Origin of the sequence: Allomuricauda sp. R78024 (genome assembly GCF_044596045.1) — a bacterium.
In the GTDB taxonomy this organism is placed as follows: domain Bacteria; phylum Bacteroidota; class Bacteroidia; order Flavobacteriales; family Flavobacteriaceae; genus Flagellimonas.
The window spans coordinates 946,619-966,978 of the sequence record NZ_CP138995.1 but is presented as its reverse complement, the minus strand read 5'-3'; the positions used below and the strand labels follow the sequence as shown (position 1 = coordinate 966,978).

The following is a 20,360-nucleotide window of genomic DNA, read 5'->3' as shown; positions in this document are numbered from 1 at the left end:
GTTAAAATCTATGGGGGAAAGTTAGCAATTCTATATGCTGTACGACCAAAAAACTCTGTAAAAGGTATTTCTAATTGGCCTCAGTATAAAGAATTTCGAGTTTCAATCTTTTATCCATATTTGAGTCCTCTACTTGACCACCAAAAAGAACTGTTCCTAGTGGATTTACGGTAGACATAATTGGCATGTTTACTACTCCTTCTGCTCCCATTGCTTCCGTTACGGTAACTATATTTATATTGGAGGTTGTGGTTAAAGCCAATTTGGCGTTAGTAGAATCTCTAATTATAATATTGTTGATATGGTCTGTTATTCTTACCGTATATTTTACTCCTTTATCATTCTCCTTTTCAAGTATCCCATCATAACCCAAATAGGTGCGTAAAGACTCATTGGCACGATCATCGGTTGTTCGATTTTCATTAAAAGGATTGTAAATAGGTTGACTTGTCTCCTCATTGTAGAGATATAATCTAACGGGTTCGTCTGCATCTATTCCAGAAAAGGCCTCCTCATCAACATAAAAAACTAAATTAGCTTCATTAATAATCCAATTGTTAGCCTTTATCTCATCTATAAAGTTTTGCCCTCGCACTTGACTATCCTCGTCCTCTCCAAAAAGTCTTATCTCAGTAATTGTTCCAGGCCCACCTTTAACATATATTCTTGAAGCATTTTCGCCATTATCCAAAGCAGCGGATATTTCTCCTGGAAAGACAGCATCAGTTAATGTATTCACAGCATTCCCTATAAGGCCTCCAGTATTAGTACCCACAAGAAGGTTTAGAACAAAATCCCGTTCCACAGTTTCTACCTCCTCCTCTGTAGTGTTATAATCCTGAAAATTATAGGTAATGGTGATATTAGCCTGTCTCAAATCAAGCAGAAACATCAATTCTTCCATATCTGCTCCTGAAATGTTAATTCCCCTGAAATAGTCATTAAAATTTGCTTGACTCAGTAATTCTGATTGCCCTTCTTTATCCAAAATTTCCTGAAAAAATGCAGTATTCAATGGAATTCGAAGCCCAGGCGGTATTCTATCTCCAACTTGTTTGGTCTCATCAACATCTGTATCTGGATCATCTACTTTTGCCACAGGGATTATGGTTTCTTGATTACTAAAATCAAGTGCGCCATCCATATCTGAATCAAAAAACACATCGGACACAAAACCCGAAAAGTCTTGATTTGAAAAATATTCTTGTGCTTCTTCAAAATTTGTATTGGGGTCCAAATTCCTAAGAAAGAATGTAGACCGAGAAACTCTTAAATTAACAGACCCTTCGATTACAGGATCCATTAGATCAGTAGGGGTCTGCAAACCATAAATACTGTCCAAATCAAATCTTCTTGGAAAAGTGTTGGACAAAAAATCATCTCCAGTGCCATCTTCAGAGTCATCTAAAGGGTTTGATCCAATAATACGCTCATCATTATCTGTTACTCCATCTCCATCCGTATCCGAACTTGGATCAGCGGGATCAGCATCAAATTGATCATCAACCCCGTCCCCATCAGCATCTCTGAATGCAGATGCCGCCTGTTGAAACGGCAAAAACAAGAATACTTCTGTAACCGTCTCATTTTCTGGAATTGTGCTATCAATATTGTCCGTGTCAGCACCATCTTCAGTAGCCTGAGATGAATCTCCAAATGTAGGATTTACCGCCGATAAAGTAACTTGGGATACAATGCTTGCATTCCTTTTTCCATAAACCGGATCATTATAAGTCCCTAGTTGATATAATGGCAAACGATTGGTCTGTACTGCTGTTATCCCTTTATTAAAAGCAAAAACATCAAATACCTCTCTACCCGTTGTAAATGGTTCTCCCGCTACTACTCCTTCCCCAATAGTACCCAACTGTTCTTCTTCACAAGAAGTTGCTATTACAAACAAGGCCCCAACCAAAGCTGAAACTTTAATAATCCTAGAAAATTTCATGCAATTTATTTTAAAACTTCTGCTTTATAGAAATTTGTGTACGCGTCCTCCGCCTCTTGAAGCGAAACGTAGGGCAGTACAGGTTTGGAAAGATTTGCAATGTGATTCTTCAGTTCATCCGAAATCTCTTCCGAGGCTAAAATAATCGCATCAGAATAATCTACTGCTACTTTTAACAAATTATTATAGTCAGGCGCGGAGAGTGAAGAAATATTTTCCTCCGGAATGCCATCAAAAGCAATTTTGTTCATCATTTCATTATCCAATTCGCCTTCATAACCTTTACCGTAAACGGAGGTCACAATTTTGCTGTCTGCAAACAAAGGTTCATCAGCATAATATTTCCGAAGGTATAGTGGAAGTAATGAAGCCATCCATCCATGGACATGAATGATATCTGGTGACCAATTTAGTTTTTTGACTGTCTCAACAACTCCTTTTGCAAAGAAAATTGCGCGCTCATCGTTGTCCGAAAACAAATTTCCCTCAGCGTCTTCAAAAGTTGCTTTTCTTTTAAAATATTCTTCGTTATCAATAAAATAAACTTGGATTCGTTCTTTAGGAATAGATGCCACCTTAATTATTAGGGGCATATCCATATCATTGATAACCAAATTCATTCCCGACAAACGAATTACTTCATGTAATTGATGTCTTCTTTCATTAATATTGCCATATCTTGGCATGAAAATTCGTATCTGTCCTCCATTACTGTTCACCATTCTTGGCGCTTCGTAAGACATTAAGGAAACTGGATTCTCTGGGAGGTAAGGCACTAATTCAGAAGATACAAACAATATCTTTTTACCATTCATAAACACTTTCTTTTTCTTATCTGAAAAACGTAGCTGCAAAAATACAAAAATTATGCCGATTAGCAGTATTTATAGTATTTTTGCACGCTTTTGAACCGCTACATGCACATATTTGAACAAAAAAAGGAACTTGATTCCTTCTTGCAAGAAGAAAGAAACAAAAACCATGCTATTGGTTTGGTTCCCACCATGGGAGCTTTGCACCAGGGTCATATCTCTTTGGTAAAAACTGCACTTTCAGAAAATGATTTGGTAGTTGTAAGTATTTTTGTGAACCCCACACAATTTGATAAAAAAGATGATTTGGAGAAATATCCAAAAAATCTAGAGCAAGATTTTAATCTATTAAAGAGCGTTTCAAAGCATATTGTTGTTTTTACCCCCTCTACTGATGAAATCTATGGCAACAGTATAAAATCACAGGCCTACCAATTTGATGGATTGGACAAGGTAATGGAAGGCGAGTTTAGAGAAGGACATTTTGATGGTGTTGGAACCATTGTAGAATTGTTCCTTAAAACCGTTTCCCCAGACAGGGCCTATTTTGGGGAAAAAGATTTTCAGCAATTACAGATTATTAGAAAAATGGTGGAGTCCAAGAAACTGCCATATCATATTATCGGTTGCCCTATAGAGCGAGAATCCAATGGATTGGCCATGAGTTCCCGCAATGAGCGTTTGTCAAAAAAAACAAGAGAAGAAGCAAGTTTTGTCTACAATACCCTACTAACTGCCAAGACAAAATTTGGCACGGAAAGTGCTTATCATATTAGGGAGTGGGTTAAATCCCAGTTTGAGCAAAATACCTTTTTGAAATTAGAGTATTTTGAAATTGCAGATGAAGACACACTTACTCCAATGCTTAAAAAGCAGGCAGATAGAAAATACAGAGCGTTTATAGCCGTTTACGCAAATGACGTTCGCTTAATAGACAATCTAAGATTGAATTAATTAATTTTGCGCCATGCAAGTACAAGTTGTAAAATCTAAAATTCACAGGGTAAAAGTTACCGGAGCAGACCTTAATTATATAGGCAGTATAACCATTGATGAAGATGTAATGGATGCAGCAAACATTGTTAGGGGGGAAAAAGTTCAAATTGTGAACAACAATAATGGCGAACGATTAGAAACCTATGCCATTCCTGGCCCAAGAGGATCTGGTGAACTTACGCTGAATGGAGCCGCCGCCCGCAAAGTTGCAGTGGGTGATGTATTAATACTTATAACCTATGCATGGATGGACATTGAGGAAGCAAAAGCCTTTAATCCAGCATTGGTTTTCCCTAATGAAGAGACCAACCTTTTGAACTAATTTTGAACAGTTCTCTCAAAAAGATTCTAAAAATAGCAATTCCCATCCTTATTGGAGCAGGGCTTGTTTTTTACTCCTTTTCTTCAACTTCACCAGAGGACCGGGAAAAGATTCTTGAATCCATCCAAAACGCAGACTTGGTATGGGTCTTTTTATCCATATTTATTGGCATTCTAAGCCATATCTCTAGAGCCATTCGATGGAACTACCTTTTAGCCCCTTTAGGCCACAAACCAAAGCTTATTAATAACGTTCTTATTATCTTGATAAGCTATTTCGCTAATACACTAGTACTTAGGTCTGGTGAATTTTTAAGGGCAACTGCATTAAATACTTACGAAAGCGTACCTTTTGAAAAAGGCTTTGGCACCATTGTTACAGAACGAATTATTGATGTGATAATGCTTTTGTTGGTTATAGCCGCGGCGCTTCTTTTTCAAACCGATGTCATCTTGGGGATTCTTCAGGAAAATGGAATAGGACTGGTAGGCTCCCTATTGCTTTTGTTGGTTGGAGTCCTTGGCCTATATATTGCCATACGAATAATTAAAAAGTCAACTTCCAATTTTGCCATTAAGATCAAAACATTTCTAAACGGGCTTTTAGATGGTGTGCTTAGTATTTTTAAAATGAAGAATAAAGCCGCCTTTATTTTTCACACCTTCTTTATTTGGGCCTGTTATATTGGTATGTTTTGGGTCATCAAATTTACCGTGCCTGAAACCACCGAACTCCCATTGGGTGCATTTCTTGTAGCTTTTGTGGCAGGTGCTTTTGCCATGGCTGCCACAAACGGCGGATTGGGACTTTTCCCAATAGTGGTTACTGCAGCACTATCCGTTTACGGAGTAAGTAAAACCTCTGGAGATGCTTATGGTTGGATCATGTGGACGGCCCAAACGCTAATGGTGGTTGTTTTTGGCACAATATCCTTTATTGTCTTACCGTTATTGAATAGAAATCGGTAAACCCCTACCACATTAAAACTTGACCAAATGAAAAGATGTCTATTTCTCCTAATAGGCCTACTATGTTTTAATCTTGGCGCACAGATAAAAAAAGAGATTTTTGAATCATTCAAGCTTCAGGAAAGAAGAGGGGTATCCTATTATTTTCCTGAAGATTATTCTGATGAGAAAAAATACCCACTAATCGTTGTACTGGATGCGGAGTATCTTTTTGATATTGTTGTGGCCAATGCAAAATTTTATAGCAGGCATCATAGAATGCCACAAGCTATTATTGTAGGAATTGATCAAGCGGAAAATGACCTTAGATGGGAAGATTGTGATTTTGAACAAACCACAGGTTTGCCCACAGAGAAAGGAACTCAATTTTATGAATTCCTTGGCACAGAACTAATTCCCTACCTAGAAACTAATTATAGCATTGCTCCCTTTAAAATGTTTGCTGGTTACGATATAACCGCAAATTTTGGCAACTATTTCCTTTTTAAGGATAAATCACTTTTTAACTCTTACCTGTCTATTTCACCCGTATTGGCCACAGAAATGGAAAGTCGAGTTCCCTCTCGTCTGTCAGATTTAAACCAAGAGATTTTCTACAATATTATTTTAGAAAAAGAAAAAACAGAAGATAGACAGCGAATACTTCAAATGAACAATGCAATCAAATCAATAGATAAGGAAACGCTTCACTATTTTTTTGATGAATATAATGATGCCGACCATGTCTCCATTGCCGCCTATGGCATAAGCAAAGCTTTTGACAATGTCTTTAAAATATTCAGACCTATAAGCCCTAAGGAATATAAAACTGAAATTCTAGCTTCTAATGAACCTGTTTTCAAATATCTGGAAGACAGATATAATATGATAGAAAATCTCCTGGGTTTCAAAAAGCCTGTAGAACTAAATGACATTATGGCCATCTATGCTGCCTGCCTTAAAAAAGAAGATATTGAATCATTAAAGCCTTTGGCTGAACTCTGTAAGAAACAATTTCCAGACACCATGCTCGGATTCTATTTTGAGGGTGAATACTATGAGGAATTGGGAGAACCCAAAAAAGCATTCAAAACATTTGAAAAGGCATTTCAAATGGAAGAAATTGACTTTTTGACCAAGGATATGGCACTTGAAAAAATAGATGCGTTAAAAGCCGACTTTGGTTACTAAATCGCTGAATTTTTAGCACAAGGGGTTTTACAAACAATCCATCAAAATCAATATCTTTAGCCAAAACCAAAAAGGTTAATGGCTAAAATCAAAACAGCTTTCTTTTGTCAAAATTGTGGTGCTCAGCATGCTAAATGGGCTGGACAATGTTCTTCTTGCAAACAATGGAACACCATTGTGGAAGAAGTGGTTCAAAAAGAAGAGAAAAAGAGCTGGAAAAGTAACTCCAATTCAGTAAAGAAAGCTTCAACACCTTTACGCGTTTCTGAAATAACCAACGAAAAGGAAATTAGATTAGATACTCAAGACCAAGAATTTAATAGGGTTTTAGGCGGAGGACTTGTGCCTGGCTCCCTAATTTTATTGGGAGGTGAACCAGGTATTGGAAAAAGTACTTTGTTGTTGCAAATAGCACTTAAGCTAGCCTATAAGACCTTATACGTTTCTGGCGAGGAAAGTCAGAAACAGGTAAAAATGCGTGCAGATCGTATTCACCCTAACAGTGAAAATTGCTTCATCCTTACAGAAACCAAAACACAGAATATATTCCAGCAAATAGCTGCTTTAGAACCAGACTTAGTGGTTATCGATTCTATCCAAACATTACATACGGATTATATTGAATCCGCGGCAGGAAGCATTTCACAAATAAGGGAAAGCACCGCAGAGCTTATCAAATTTGCCAAGGAAAGTAGTATCCCAGTAATTCTGGTTGGTCACATTACCAAAGACGGCTCCATAGCCGGGCCCAAAATTTTGGAACATATGGTAGATACGGTATTGCAGTTTGAGGGTGATCGTAATTATGTGTACCGAATTCTTCGTTCACTTAAAAACAGATTTGGTTCCACTGCAGAATTGGGTATCTACGAAATGCAAGGAAGCGGACTTAGAGAAGTGAACAACCCATCTGAAGTCCTTATTTCCAAAAACGAAGAAGACCTAAGTGGGACTGCAATTGCAGCTACTGTAGAAGGTATGCGACCTTTACTGATTGAAATACAGGCATTGGTGAGTACCGCGGTGTATGGAACACCTCAACGATCTGCAACAGGATTCAATGCCAAGCGCTTGAACATGCTTTTAGCAGTTCTTGAAAAAAGAGCCGGATTTAAATTAGCTGCAAAAGATGTTTTTTTAAATATTACAGGCGGCATCTCAGTAGATGACCCAGCTATTGATTTGGCAGTGCTGGCTGCAATTTTATCTAGCAATGCGGACATTCCTATTGAAAAGGGAACTTGCTTTGCTGCAGAAGTGGGATTAGCAGGAGAAATAAGGCCTGTACAGCGCGTAGATCAACGTATTCTGGAAGCTGAAAAACTAGGTTTTACCCAAATTTATGTTTCCAAAAGCAACAAAATTGGTCTTAAAAACACTTCTATTCAAATACAGTTGGTTTCCAAAATTGAAGATGTGGTAAGCTCACTATTCTAACCACAACTAGTTTTCTATATCTTATCTTTTTATATTTAGAAAACAATCCTCGTGAAAGCTTCGATCTATTGTATTTTTTTGATTGGTATACTTTTTCTCAGCTGTACCAAAACTGCCAATAATTCAAATAACAAGGAATATTATGCCACTTGGCAACATTACCTTGGAGACCCTGAAAGGTCACATTATTCCACCTTGGATAAAATTGATACTTTGAACGTTAGTGGATTGCGATTGGCTTGGAAGTATAAAAGCGGTGGTGTTCAAGAAGAAAGAACTACACAAATTCAAACCAATCCATTAATTGTCGGCAATATACTTTACGGAGTAAATGCTGCAATTGAACTCTTCGCCATTCATGCTGGAACAGGTAAGGAAATCTGGAAATTTAGTCCTTCGTTAAAAGATAATTCTGGTCTGGGAGTTAATAGGGGTCTGGTTTTTTGGAAATCTGAAAAAAATGAGGGAAGCCGTCTATTTTTCACTTCGGGCTCCAAGTTATTTGCAATAGATGTTGAGAATGGCAAACCAATCACTTCTTTTGGAAATGAAGGCAGCATTGATTTAAGGGAAGGCCTTGGAAGAGACCCTGAACAATTATCTGTAGTTTCAAATACACCTGGTGCCATCTATAAAAACCTTTTGATTCAGGGAACAAGAGTTGGTGAAGGTCCTGGTTCTTCACCAGGGCACATAAGAGCATACAATATCCTATCTGGAGAAATTGAATGGACATTTCATACCATTCCACAACCTGATGAATTTGGTTATGACACATGGCCCAAAGATGCCTATAAAAGTGTTGGAGGAGCCAATAGCTGGGCAGGAATGGCAATGGATACAGAAAGAGGCATCGTCTATGTTCCCACAGGATCAGCAGCGTTTGATTGGTATGGAGGTGATCGCAGTGGAGCCAATCTTTTTGCCAATTCATTGTTGGCCCTTAATGCAAAAACGGGTGAGCGAATGTGGCACTTTCAAATGGTGCATCATGATATGTGGGACAGAGATTTACCTGCCCCTCCAAACTTATTGACTATAAAACGAGATGGTAAAGATATTCCCGCGGTGGCTCAAGTAACAAAAAGTGGACACGTATTTATATTCGATCGGGTAACAGGCGAGCCACTATTCCCTATTGAAGAAAAGTCATATCCCAAATCAAAATTAAGTGGAGAACAAGCCTTTGAAACACAACCCTTGCCGCTAAAGCCAAAACCATTCGCAAGACAAGTTCTCGCAGAAAACGATTTGTATGACCCAAACCGAAAAGCCTTTGTGGATGATTTGGTAGACAAGGCCGGAAGCGATGATTCCCCTACTGTTCTAGAAAAATTTAACTCAATTACATCCCAAGGTCAATTTGTTCCTATTGATACAACTGGGGTAGTTCTTTACCCAGGGGCAGATGGAGGTGCAGAATGGGGAGGTGCAGCTTTGGACCCTACCACAAGTGTTATGTATGTGAATTCAAATGAAATGGCATGGATCGTAAAAATGAAAGCTCTTAACTCTAATAACACAGATAGTCAGAATTTAGGCCAATCATTAACACAAATACATTGCGCTCGCTGCCATGGTGGAGACCTTCAAGGGTTAGCTGGAATTCCTGAACTTCAAAATGTAAATCTGCGATTGGGTTCCGATTCTATTAAGACCACACTGAAAAAGGGGAAAGGTGCCATGCCGGCAATGCCTAACCTAACTGAAGAAGAAATAAATGAAATAACTTTTTTTCTAACCAAACTTGAAAAAGAAACTGACCATAGGGCAGAAAAAATAACATTGGATGTTCCTTATGCCCTTTCTGGTTTTGGACGTTTTAAGGATGATAGAGGTTTTCCAGTAGTTAAACCGCCATGGGGAACCCTAAATGCCATCAACTTAAATACTGGCGAATACCTTTGGAAGGTTCCTTTGGGTCATGAAGAAAAATTAAATGACCCTAACGTTCCTGTTTCTGGAATCGAAAATTATGGTGGTCCCGTTATAACTGCAGGAGGCGTTTTGTTCATTGCCGCTACTAAAGATGAGAAAATCCGCGCTTTCAATATGAAAACAGGCAAATTGTTATGGCAAGATGATTTGCCCGCAGGGGGTTATGCAACCCCAGCAACATACCAAGTTGATGACATACAATATTTGGTCATCGCATGCGGAGGTGGTAAAATGGGAACTGCCTCAGGTGATGAATATAGAGCGTACGCTTTAGAATAAGGTGAATTAAGGCGCTGGATTTGGAATTTCGTTATGAATAGCCTCAATCCCGGTCAAGACCTCATCTGAAAGTTCAACATCTATGCTCCCAATGTTTTCCTTTAACTGCTCCATTGTTGTAGCACCAATAATATTACTGGTTACAAAAGGTCTGGAGTTTACAAAAGCTAAAGCCATCTGGGCAAGACTCAATCCATTGTCCTCAGCCAATTTGTGATACTTTTCGGTGGCCGAATTAGCAATACTACCACTGTATCTGTTATAATTGGGGAAAAGAGTTACTCTTCCTTTCCTAGGCTTATATCCCCCCAAATACTTCCCGCTCAAAACCCCAAAACCAAGCGGAGAATATGGTAGCAAACCAATATTTTCTCGCATTGAAACCTCAGAAAGGCCAACCTCAAAAAGTCGGTTTAGGAGATTGTATGGGTTTTGGATAGTCAGCATTCTTGGTAAACTCCTATGCACCTTGCTTTCTTCCAAAAAACGCATAGCTCCCCAAGGGGTCTCATTGGAAATTCCGACCTGCCTTATTTTTCCTTCAGAGATTAAATCACGCAGGGTTTCCAGAATTTGATGGATATTATCTTCCCATCCATCCAAAGCATGGGCATTATATCCACGCTGTCCAAAATAATTGGTATTCCGTTCTGGCCAGTGCAATTGGTAAAGATCTATGTAATCCGTTTGAAGTCTTTCTAGGCTTCCTTCAACAGCTTTTATTATGGATTCTTTACTAAACCCAGTTGTTCTAATAAATTTGGTAAAATCCCCTCTTCCGGCAATTTTTGATGCCAAGACCACTTTGTCCCTATTGCCTGTTTTCTTAAACCAGTTGCCTATAAATTCTTCAGTCACTGCATAGAGTTCTTTCTTGGCAGGTACGGGATAAAGTTCAGCTGTATCAAAGAAATTGATTCCTTGTTCCAAGGCATAGTCCATTTGTTCATGACCTTCATCTTCTGTATTCTGTCTTCCCCATGTCATGGTCCCCAAACAGATTTTACTTACCTTAATATCGGTATGTGGAAGTCTGGTGTATTTCATCTAGCTATTTTTTTAGACTTGCAAAAGTACTTAATCCTTACTTCTGGCTTTTAAAGCAAACGTTATTTTTCTACTTCTAAAAGGATTGGGCAATGATCGCTATGCTTTGCATCAGACAAAATTACCGAGCGCTTTAGTCTATCTTTTAATGATGAGCTTACCATTCCATAGTCCAAACGCCAACCCTTATTATTCGCCCTTGAATTTGCCCTATAACTCCACCACGTATAATTGTGCGGCTCTTCATTGAAATGTCTAAAACTATCGATAAAGCCACCATCCATAAAGTTGCCAATCCACTCCCTTTCTACAGGTAAAAAGCCTGATACATTTTTGTTGCGGACCGGGTCGTGAATATCAATAGCTTCATGACAAATATTATAATCGCCACAAACAATCAAATTAGGCCTCTCATTTCTTAGTTCATTGGCGTACTTATGAAAATCTGCCATATAAGTAAGCTTAAATTCCAAGCGATCCATATTGGTTCCAGATGGCAAGTACATGCTCATTATGGATATATCACCAAAATCAGCTCGTATATTTCGCCCCTCAAAATCCATATAGTCAATCCCGGTGCCGTATTCTACATGATCTGGTTCCTCTTTACATAATAGGGCAACACCGCTATACCCTTTCTTTTGGGCACTAAACCAATAATGATGTTTATAGCCCGCAGCCTCAAACAAAGACACATCTACCTGCTCCTTCATGGCTTTGGTTTCCTGTAAGCAAACTACATCTGGACCCACAGCTTGCAACCAGTCTATAAAACCTTTGTTTAAAGCTGCCCTAATTCCATTTACATTATACGATACTATCTTCATCCTTAAATTTTCCCTAAAAATAACCAATGTGTTTGGCTCTTTAAAATTGAACTATTTGATGGACATGTTTTAAATTTGATTTTTGGAACGCTAATTGATTATTCCTGTTGGATTTAAAATCGTTATCATGAAGAATTTATTGTTTTTGGGCTTTTTGCTTTCTAGTTGTTTTATGGTTGCCCAAGCGTATCCGGCATTTAGCAATAACCACGAGATAAAATTTAACGCTGGGCTTTTTATAGCTACCAGTACTATAGAAGGTTCTTACGAATATTATTTAAGTGAGGATACCAGTTTTGGAGGAACCGTCTATTTTGATAACAATGCTACGGATTACAATGGGGATTTTGGAATTGGCGCCAACTTTAGGGCATATTTTGGATACCAACCCCGTAGTGGTTTTTTTGCCGAAGCTTTTGGCCTTTATTATACCGGAGAAGATGATGAAACAGGAGATCCTTTGGCATTCAGGGACAACGAGTACAGCACAGTAGCATTGGGTCTGGGCTTGGGGAACAAGTGGGCAACCCGAAGTCAAAAATTCACCTTGGAAATTCATGGTGGATTTGGTAGAAATGTCAACCCAGAAGATTTTCAGGATACATTTATGTATCGAGCGGGTTTATCCGTAGGCTTCAGGTTTTAATCCTTAATTTTAAGGTCTAATTTTTATAGATGACAGCCTTATTATTAATTGATCTCCAACTGGGTTTACAGGAAGTGGACTATTATGGAGAAGAACGCAGCAATCCTCAGGCAGAAATCAATTGTCAAAAAATCTTGGAAGCCTTCAGAACAAAAGATCTACCAAGATTTCATATTCAACATTGTTCCACAAATCCTGAATCTCCATTGCATCCAACTAAAAAAGGAAATGCTTTCAACCCTTTAGTTGAACCCAAAGATGGCGAACCAATTATACAGAAAAATGTCAACAGTGCATTTATAGGCACGGATCTAGAGTCCCAGCTCAAAGACAAAAAGATTACAGATGTGGTCATTGTTGGGCTAACAACTGAACATTGCGTTTCTACCTCAACCAGAATGGCTTCCAATCTTGGGTTTAATGCCACATTAATTTCTGATGCCACTGCTTCTTTCAATAAAATTGGAGTTGCAGGAGAAAAATACAGTGCAGAAGTAATTCACAATATTGCATTGACCAATCTTAAAGATGAATTTGCAACCATAAAGGATACAGCATCCTTTTTAAAGGAACTATAGAATTAGTTGCTATTTTTATAGTTCTCTCTCAAACATCATTTTATGCTTCGATATGCAGTTGTTTTTATTTTTTGCCTTCTTATGAATATCCCCAAAAGCCTAGCTCAAGAAAAGCCACTTAGAATAGGCGTAGCGGGTCTTACCCATACGCATGTGCATTGGGTTTTAGGTCGGGAAGATATTGGCGATATCGAAATTGTAGGAATGGTGGAACCTAATCGAGATTTGGCCGAACGCTATTCAAAACAATATGGTTATTCCATGGATTTGGTCTTTAATACTTTGGAAGAAATGATTGCTGCAACAAAACCCGAAGCAGTCACCGCCTTTGGGACCATCTATGCACATTTGGAAGTAGTTGAAGCCTGTGCTCCAAAAGGTATTCATGTCATGGTGGAAAAACCATTGGCAGTAAGTTTACAGCATGCCAAGCAAATGAAAACTCTTGCAGAAAAACATAACATTCATTTACTCACCAATTATGAAACCACATGGTACCCCACCAACCATAAGGCAAAAGAACTATTAGATCAGGGGGAAGTAGGGGATTTAAGAAAAGTCATAGTAAGAGATGGGCATCGCGGGCCCGCCAAACTGGGAATCAATAGTGAATTTTTGGATTGGTTGTTGGACCCAAAAGATAACGGAGGAGGCGCTATCATGGATTTTGGGTGCTATGGCGCCAACTTAATGACCTGGCTTAAAAAAGGGCAAAAACCAAACACTGTTACTGCGGTCACCCAACAACTACAGGCAGAAAATAATCCCAAGGTAGATGATGATGCCACTATCATCCTTACTTATGATGACTCGCAAGCGATTTTAGAGCCTTCTTGGAACTGGCCCATGGGCAGAAAAGACATGGAAATCTATGGGTTAACTGGAGCCATTTATGCTGATAACCGTAACACTCTACGTATTCGTATGGCAGAAGGTTATGATGGCTTTAGCGAAGAGCAATTTACCCTTGAAGAAAGACAAGCGCCCATGAACGATCCCTTTTCCGTTTTTGCAGCAGTGGTCAAAAACAAAATTACGCTTCCTCCCAACAACCTCTCTTCTTTGGAAAACAATATGGTAGTGATGGAAATCTTGGATGCAGCAAGAGAAAGTGCCAAAAAAGGAAAAACAATTCGACTAAAAAAGTAGCTTACATTTTAAATCCTATGTTAACATCACCTCAATAACTACATGAAAGGTCTTTTCTCAATCATATCTTTGCTTTTTACTGCACAGCTTGTTGCACAGGAAATCAAGAAAGATTCCGTTACCCAATTGGATGAAATCATTCTCATAGAAGATGTAATTGCCAAGAAAGCAACAGGAATTACAGCTGCCTCAACTATTGGTCCTACTACTTTTGAAAAATTCAATCCTATAGATATTGCCTCCGCCATGAATCAGGTGGCTGGAGTTTATATTCTCTCTGGAGCTTTAAATACAAACCGCATTACCATTAGAGGTGTGGGTGCACGAACACCCTTTGGCACGGATAAACTTCGTTTGTACTTTAATGGTATTCCCGTTACCAATGGCACGGGATCATCAACCATTGAGGCCTTCGATTTTGAAAACCTGGGGTCCATTGAAATCATTAAAGGGCCAAAAGCCACCTCCTTTGGAGCCAATTTGGGTGGGGCTATTTTACTGGACACCAAAGGCCCACAAGTTGATGAGACCAAACTGGCCAATAGTTTTACCATAGGATCATATGGCATGCTAAAAGAGAATCTTTCCTTTCAACATTCGCAGCAAAACTTTGATTTAACCTTTAGCTACAATCATTTTGAAACCGATGGGTACAGACAAAACAACAACTTTGACCGTGATGGTTTTTTACTGAATACCAACGCTAAAATTAGCTCCAAAGGCAGCTTGGGGCTATTGATCAACTATATAGATTACACTGCCCAGATTCCCAGTTCCCTTAATCAAACAGATTTTGATGAAGACCCTACTAGAGCTGCGGGAAATTGGTTGGCCGCACAAGGTTTTGAAGCAAACAAATATACCCTGGCAGGAATATCATATTCTCATGAATTCAATCAGAACCTAAGGAATACTACAAGTGTTTTTTATTCGTATTTGGACCACTACGAGCCACGCCCCTTTAATATTTTAGATGAATTTACCAACGGTTTTGGATTGCGCAGCCAATTTGAAGGAAATTTGGGCAAGGCGCAATACACTTTGGGAGGAGAACTTTATAAGGATGAATACCACTGGGGCACTTTTCAGAACCTGTTTCGCGATAACAATGGTAACGGAAGTTTACAAGGAGATCGCCTGAGCAGAAACCGTGAGTTTAGAAGACAGTTAAATTTGTTCGGATCTTTCACATATCCCTTTACACCATCGTTCTCTGCGCAAATAGGGCTCAACCTTAACAAGACCAACTATAATTTCCAAGATCTGTTCAATCAAGGAGATGAAAACACTTCTGCAGAACGGGATTTTAATACGATTCTTTCACCCAGTTTGGGACTCCAATACCTGTTTGCAAAAGGAAAGTTGTATGCCAATATAAGTCGTGGTTTTTCCAATCCTAGTTTAGAAGAAACCTTGACTCCGGATGGGGTCATCAATCCAGATATTGATCAAGAAACTGGGACCAATTATGAGCTGGGTGCCTATGTTGCACTTTTAAAAAAGAAATTATCCCTTAATCTCACGGCATTTAGGATGAACATTAATGATCTGTTGGTAGCCCAACGGGTGGGCGAAGACCAATTTATTGGCAGGAACGCTGGTGAAACGCGCCACCAAGGTTTAGAGGTGGATGTCAAATATGCGTTGCGGCTTTCTCCAAAGATGGTACTTTCTCCTTACCTCAGCTATACCTTGAGCGACCATAGTTTTGTGGATTTTGTGGATGGTGAAAATGATTTTTCCGGGAATCCGTTAACAGGTGTCCCCAAGAATAGGATTGCCTCTGGTCTGGATTTGCGCCATACCAATGGCCTGCAACTGAACCTTACCCACCAATTTGTGGATAAGATTCCCCTAACAGATGCCAATACTTTGGATAGTGAATCTTTTAATATCTTTAATGCCAAGCTAGCCTACCAGACCACTTTATCTTCGCATTTTTCGCTAGGATTGAATGTTGGAGCAAACAATTTGTTTGATACGAATTACGCTCAATCAGTGCTGATTAATGCCTCCAGTTTTGGTGGTGCTCTGCCCCGCTATTTTTATCCCGGTAATGACAGAAACTTTTATGGTGGTGCAAGAATAGCATATCTTTTCTAATCAAAATCACAGATATCACTTATAAAACACTGAATGAAGAAAATTGGATTGGTTGGGGGAATCAGTTGGACTTCTACCCTGGATTATTATAAATATATAAATGAGGGCGTCAACCAAAAATTGGGAGGCTTAGAATCTGTAGAATGTATCCTGTACTCCCTAAATTTTGCTGATATACAGAGAAAAGGCTGGACAAATTCTTTTGACCTCATCTATGATGCCTGCAAAAGTTTGGTTTCTAGCGGGGTAGATGCAATTGCATTATGTGCCAATACCGCACATTTGTTTGCAGATGAAATCCAATCCAGAATTAATGTTCCGATCATCCATATTGTCTCCAGTACTGCAAATGCCATAAAAAAAGATAAGCTGCGTACGGTTGGGCTATTGGGAACCAAGTTCACGATGGAAATGGATTTTTACAGACAAAAACTGGAAGAAAACAATATTGCCGTTCTCATACCAGAGGGAAAAACGGCTATAGATACCATTCAACACATTGTAAAAGAAGAGTTGGGTAAAGGAATTGTTACCGAAAAATCTAAAAAGCAGTTCATGCAATTTTCAGAACAATTAATAGAGAGAGGCGCTGAAGGAATTATATTGGGCTGCACAGAAATTCCGATGTTGATTGGAAAAGATGATTTTACAGTTCCTGTTTTTGATACCACAAAGATCCATGTTAGAAGTATATTGGCTTTTATATTGGATACAGAAAAGCCCACGGCCGGATAAATTAACCTTCTGGCACCGGCCTATGCTTTTAAAGAAATAACCTTTTCTTTTAAAATCACAGATATCACTTACAAAATACAGCGATTATCCACTATATTTAGGGGTATAACGATGTATTTTACATCCTTATAAACAAGTTGTAACACATTTGACCAAATCAAGAAAATGCAGAAATTCAGAAATTGGAAAGAGTTTATTAACCAAGTTTTAATTGACAGCGGACAATTTGAAAACTCAACTTCTGAATTAATAAATCAAACCGAAATCGAGACATTTAAATCGACTGACCAAAACTCTCTGACTGTAATTAGAGTTGGATATTTAAAAGAGGGCTTATTGATTTATTTGCAAATTTTCAATCCGACAGTTCCAGGTTATAATAAATATGTGGAAGGAGAATATTTCTATCAGCACGATTTTAGTGATGACGGAAAAACTTATGGAAATCCAGCATTGGAATTTAATGAACGGAATCGAAATGGAATTATATCAATACTCGAAAAAGGACTTAAAGGAAAAGAAGTTCAGTTTATTAAGAATGGAAAAGTCTTGAAATCCAAACTTTACATTGCGGAATTTGACTCGAATTTTAACTACACCTATGATTTTACGAAGAGAAATTTTTGGAGTAAAATATTCGGGCAGAAAATTGACAAAATAGGCGGAATTGAAAAACGAGAAATTGAATTGAATAAAATATTTAACGGAATAAAAAACGTGTTACAACAACGTGTATAGCTCATTGCGGCTGAATTCCTAGTCGGAATTCATTGCAATTTGCTATCTTTCGGTTACGGCGGAAAATCATAGCTGATTTCCCGCAACGAGCCATACACAAAACCGTTAGGCAACATTAAAAAAACATCGTGCATAAAACCATATGTTTATTACCAATTATCTTAATATTCACTTCTTGCGATGTAGAAAACAAAACATTGAAATCTGAAATTCAAACTCAAAACGATACGATTGTCGGACTAAAAAATTACGACAATAAAGGAAGATTGACTTTTAATAAAACAACGCAAATTATTGAGGATTGGAATAATGATTTAATGACGTGGATAACTGCAGAATTTTACTCAAATGATAAAAAAACATCTAGCTATTACGCACATTCAAACTATACGCTTAATAAGACAATTTATGACTATGATTCCGAAAATAATCTTCGTGAGACTTATACAGTAAGTGTGCCGAAACCCAAAACCAGAACGCGTAATATATACAAAGAGATATACAGAATCAACAATTCTGATTCATTAAAAAGCTATATCGACTCACGTTTACGAAATTCAGACACATTAAGTAAAGTGATCGACTTAGAAAGAAAAAAAGAGAAGTTCTATCGTTCTTATAAAGATGACAAAGGATATCTGACTAAAGAACTTTGGACAATAATCGACAGTCTTCAGATTTCGAAAACTGTCGAGAAATACAATGAAGACAATCTTTTAATTTCCGATTACACGAAGACACGATTCAACGAAGGCATTCATACTTTTATGTACAATGAAAATGGTCAACTCATTGAAGAAATAGAAAAGTATGATATAAAAAATGATGATTTTCAAAGAAAAGTCCATAATTACAATGATAGCAGACTGATTAAGACGTTATTCTATCATAATAACGATTTAGCATTTACGTATGAGTATATTTATAAAGACACATTATTAATGCGTAAAATCAATACGCGAATAACTAACGCGAAAGGCTTTGCAAATAGGAAAAGAGAAGAAGTAATAGAATATGAATATCTCTATTACGAATAAAAAACGTTGCCTAACAACGTATATAGCACATTGCCAAAATTTGGCTAACTTTAAACTCTCCCCTACTAATAAACCTCAGTTACGGCTGAATAATATAAAACTACCAATATGGCAACGTGCCATATACAATACCGTTACAAGCAACCAAAACTTAAATGGAAGAACAAACAACTAACCAAGTACCACAAGAAAAAATATTTAAAGACAAAGCTTTTTGGGTTGGAACATTTATCGGCGGACCATTGGTGGCTGGTTATTTCATAGCTGAGAACTTCAAAGTTTTCAAGGATTTAGATAAGGTAAAAAAGTCATGGACTTATGCAGTTTTGACGACGATAGTCGTTTTTATTATTGCCTTCGCCATTCCTGAAAACATCAATATACCTAATCAAATAATTCCTCTTGTTTATACGGGCATTGCATACTTCTTGGTAATCCATTTTCAGGGAGACAAAATAAAGGAACATCTCCGTGCAGGAGGTAAAGTGCATAATTGGTGGAGGGTAATCGGAGTATCTTTAATTGGACTTGTTGTTACTACCCTGCCGATTTTGGGATATGCCTATTTTCTTGACTCATCAGGGGATTTCGGGACAGATACCCGCACTTATGGAATCATGAAACACGAAATTGCTTTCGACAAGAATAACATTACGGTATCGGAGATAAATGAAATTGCCGATGGACTTACAAAAACAACATATTTTGATCAAGCGGTAACTAAATACGTTTACGTTAAAAAAGAAAATGGAAATTACATTCTTTACTTGTCTGTTGTTGACGGGATTGAGAACAACCGCTATGCTCTGACACCATTCATCCAACTTAGGGAGGACATGCAAAAAGAATTCCCAGACAATAAAATCACTTTTAATCTAGTAGTCGATTATCTGGACAATGTTGTAAAAAAACTGGAATAAATAAAAGGCTGCTTGTAACAATGGCTATAATTCAGCCTTACATTTTTCAAAAAACAAAAATCATTAACTTTAAAACGGCCTGATTCCTGTCTGAAAAATGCTGCCGGATTTCCCAGGCCGAAATCATAGCCGAACCGTTGGCAATAATTTAATGAAAAACACATTCTTAATCATATTACTTATTCTCTTCACCCATTTTCAAAGCTTTTCACAAGGTGAAAATGAACAAGGAAAACATAGAATATTAACTTACGGAACGCATCGTGAAATTGACATTGCGGAACAAACCGTAAATCAAAAATGGAATATTGAAAAGGTTTCTGTCGCAGGCTGTAGAGTAAATCAAAAATTGGTTGACAGTGTAAAAACACATAATAGAGCAACTTGGGAATTGATTGATAGTAAGAGCGGATTCGAAAATTCGGAATGGAAATATAGGAAAGACCTGATGGAAACAAAAAAAGATTTAAAAAAACTAAAGTCACTTGTTTACAAACACGATTTGACCAATAGAATTTGGAAAAACTTAAAAAATAAAAGAGTTGATTATTTGATTTTTGAAAACCTAATATTTATTGACGAATCGAAATACTCGATTTCTATAAAAAAGCGGAAAAGAAAAATTGATGACAGCCAAAAAAACGGAATTTATAATTTAATTATTGACTTATCGACTGAATCAGTTACAATTGAAAATTAAAAAACTATTG

Annotated in this window: 19 protein-coding genes; 15 read left to right on the top strand and 4 right to left on the bottom strand. The window is 37.8% G+C overall.

Annotation, left to right across the window (positions count from 1 at the left end; translation table 11 throughout):
• Positions 1 to 70: 70 nt before the first annotated feature.
• On the bottom strand, positions 71 to 1,948 hold the full coding sequence (locus SJY44_RS04310) for a DUF4270 family protein (RefSeq protein WP_396591417.1): 1,878 nt from the start codon (positions 1,946 to 1,948) through the stop codon (positions 71 to 73).
• A 5-nt stretch (positions 1,949 to 1,953) separates the two neighbouring features.
• On the bottom strand, positions 1,954 to 2,763 hold the full coding sequence (locus SJY44_RS04305; RefSeq protein ID WP_298924060.1) for a glycogen/starch synthase: 810 nt from the start codon (positions 2,761 to 2,763) through the stop codon (positions 1,954 to 1,956).
• Between the two features lie 102 nt (positions 2,764 to 2,865).
• Here SJY44_RS04305 and panC point away from each other — a divergent pair, with 102 nt between their 5' ends.
• The 6 genes from panC to SJY44_RS04275 all read left to right on the top strand — a co-directional run bounded on the left by panC (position 2,866) and on the right by SJY44_RS04275 (position 9,870).
• On the top strand, positions 2,866 to 3,714 hold the full coding sequence (panC, locus tag SJY44_RS04300; protein WP_396591416.1) for a pantoate--beta-alanine ligase: 849 nt from the start codon (positions 2,866 to 2,868) through the stop codon (positions 3,712 to 3,714).
• 13 nt (positions 3,715 to 3,727) lie between these two features.
• Positions 3,728 to 4,078 carry an aspartate 1-decarboxylase gene (gene panD, locus SJY44_RS04295; protein WP_396591415.1) on the top strand — a complete coding sequence of 117 codons (351 nt, stop codon included), beginning with the start codon at positions 3,728 to 3,730 and terminating at the stop codon, positions 4,076 to 4,078.
• 2 nt (positions 4,079 to 4,080) lie between these two features.
• On the top strand, positions 4,081 to 5,046 hold the full coding sequence (locus SJY44_RS04290; RefSeq protein WP_396591414.1) for a YbhN family protein: 966 nt from the start codon (positions 4,081 to 4,083) through the stop codon (positions 5,044 to 5,046).
• Positions 5,047 to 5,073: 27 nt separating this feature from the next.
• Entirely contained in the window at positions 5,074 to 6,216 is a 1,143-nt protein-coding gene (locus tag SJY44_RS04285; RefSeq protein WP_396591413.1) for an alpha/beta hydrolase, read from the top strand.
• 78 nt (positions 6,217 to 6,294) lie between these two features.
• Entirely contained in the window at positions 6,295 to 7,653 is a 1,359-nt protein-coding gene (radA, locus tag SJY44_RS04280; protein WP_396591412.1) for a DNA repair protein RadA, read from the top strand.
• 51 nt (positions 7,654 to 7,704) lie between these two features.
• The gene (locus tag SJY44_RS04275) at positions 7,705 to 9,870 is read left to right on the top strand and encodes a PQQ-binding-like beta-propeller repeat protein (RefSeq protein WP_396591411.1); all 2,166 of its coding nucleotides are present in this window, start codon (positions 7,705 to 7,707) and stop codon (positions 9,868 to 9,870) included.
• A 6-nt stretch (positions 9,871 to 9,876) separates the two neighbouring features.
• Here the strand turns inward: SJY44_RS04275 and SJY44_RS04270 are convergent, their stop codons facing one another.
• Together SJY44_RS04270 and SJY44_RS04265 are read right to left on the bottom strand one after the other, a co-directional pair.
• On the bottom strand, positions 9,877 to 10,917 hold the full coding sequence (locus SJY44_RS04270; RefSeq protein ID WP_396591410.1) for an aldo/keto reductase: 1,041 nt from the start codon (positions 10,915 to 10,917) through the stop codon (positions 9,877 to 9,879).
• A gap of 62 nt (positions 10,918 to 10,979) precedes the next feature.
• The gene (locus SJY44_RS04265) at positions 10,980 to 11,744 is read right to left on the bottom strand and encodes an exodeoxyribonuclease III (protein ID WP_298924043.1); all 765 of its coding nucleotides are present in this window, start codon (positions 11,742 to 11,744) and stop codon (positions 10,980 to 10,982) included.
• A 127-nt stretch (positions 11,745 to 11,871) separates the two neighbouring features.
• Here SJY44_RS04265 and SJY44_RS04260 point away from each other — a divergent pair, with 127 nt between their 5' ends.
• The 9 genes from SJY44_RS04260 to SJY44_RS04220 all read left to right on the top strand — a co-directional run bounded on the left by SJY44_RS04260 (position 11,872) and on the right by SJY44_RS04220 (position 20,350).
• Positions 11,872 to 12,390 carry a hypothetical protein gene (locus SJY44_RS04260; RefSeq protein ID WP_396591409.1) on the top strand — a complete coding sequence of 173 codons (519 nt, stop codon included), beginning with the start codon at positions 11,872 to 11,874 and terminating at the stop codon, positions 12,388 to 12,390.
• 29 nt (positions 12,391 to 12,419) lie between these two features.
• On the top strand, positions 12,420 to 12,968 hold the full coding sequence (locus SJY44_RS04255) for a cysteine hydrolase family protein (protein WP_396591408.1): 549 nt from the start codon (positions 12,420 to 12,422) through the stop codon (positions 12,966 to 12,968).
• Positions 12,969 to 13,010: 42 nt separating this feature from the next.
• Complete coding sequence (locus tag SJY44_RS04250) at positions 13,011 to 14,117, top strand: Gfo/Idh/MocA family protein (protein ID WP_396591407.1); 1,107 nt, start codon at positions 13,011 to 13,013, stop codon at positions 14,115 to 14,117.
• Between the two features lie 42 nt (positions 14,118 to 14,159).
• Positions 14,160 to 16,220, top strand: coding sequence for a TonB-dependent receptor family protein (locus tag SJY44_RS04245; protein WP_396591406.1), 2,061 nt, complete (start codon positions 14,160 to 14,162; stop codon positions 16,218 to 16,220).
• A 33-nt stretch (positions 16,221 to 16,253) separates the two neighbouring features.
• A complete protein-coding gene (locus SJY44_RS04240) occupies positions 16,254 to 16,955 on the top strand; it encodes an aspartate/glutamate racemase family protein (protein WP_396591405.1) in 702 nt (233 codons plus the stop codon).
• A 165-nt stretch (positions 16,956 to 17,120) separates the two neighbouring features.
• A complete protein-coding gene (locus tag SJY44_RS04235; RefSeq protein ID WP_396591404.1) occupies positions 17,121 to 17,693 on the top strand; it encodes a hypothetical protein in 573 nt (190 codons plus the stop codon).
• A 128-nt stretch (positions 17,694 to 17,821) separates the two neighbouring features.
• Positions 17,822 to 18,730, top strand: coding sequence for a hypothetical protein (locus tag SJY44_RS04230; protein WP_396591403.1), 909 nt, complete (start codon positions 17,822 to 17,824; stop codon positions 18,728 to 18,730).
• A gap of 155 nt (positions 18,731 to 18,885) precedes the next feature.
• Positions 18,886 to 19,650, top strand: a complete 765-nt coding sequence (locus SJY44_RS04225) for a hypothetical protein (protein ID WP_396591402.1) — start codon at positions 18,886 to 18,888, stop codon at positions 19,648 to 19,650.
• A gap of 151 nt (positions 19,651 to 19,801) precedes the next feature.
• Positions 19,802 to 20,350 (top strand): hypothetical protein, encoded by a 549-nt coding sequence (locus tag SJY44_RS04220; protein WP_396591401.1) that lies wholly within the window; start codon positions 19,802 to 19,804, stop codon positions 20,348 to 20,350.
• Positions 20,351 to 20,360 lie beyond the last annotated feature (10 nt).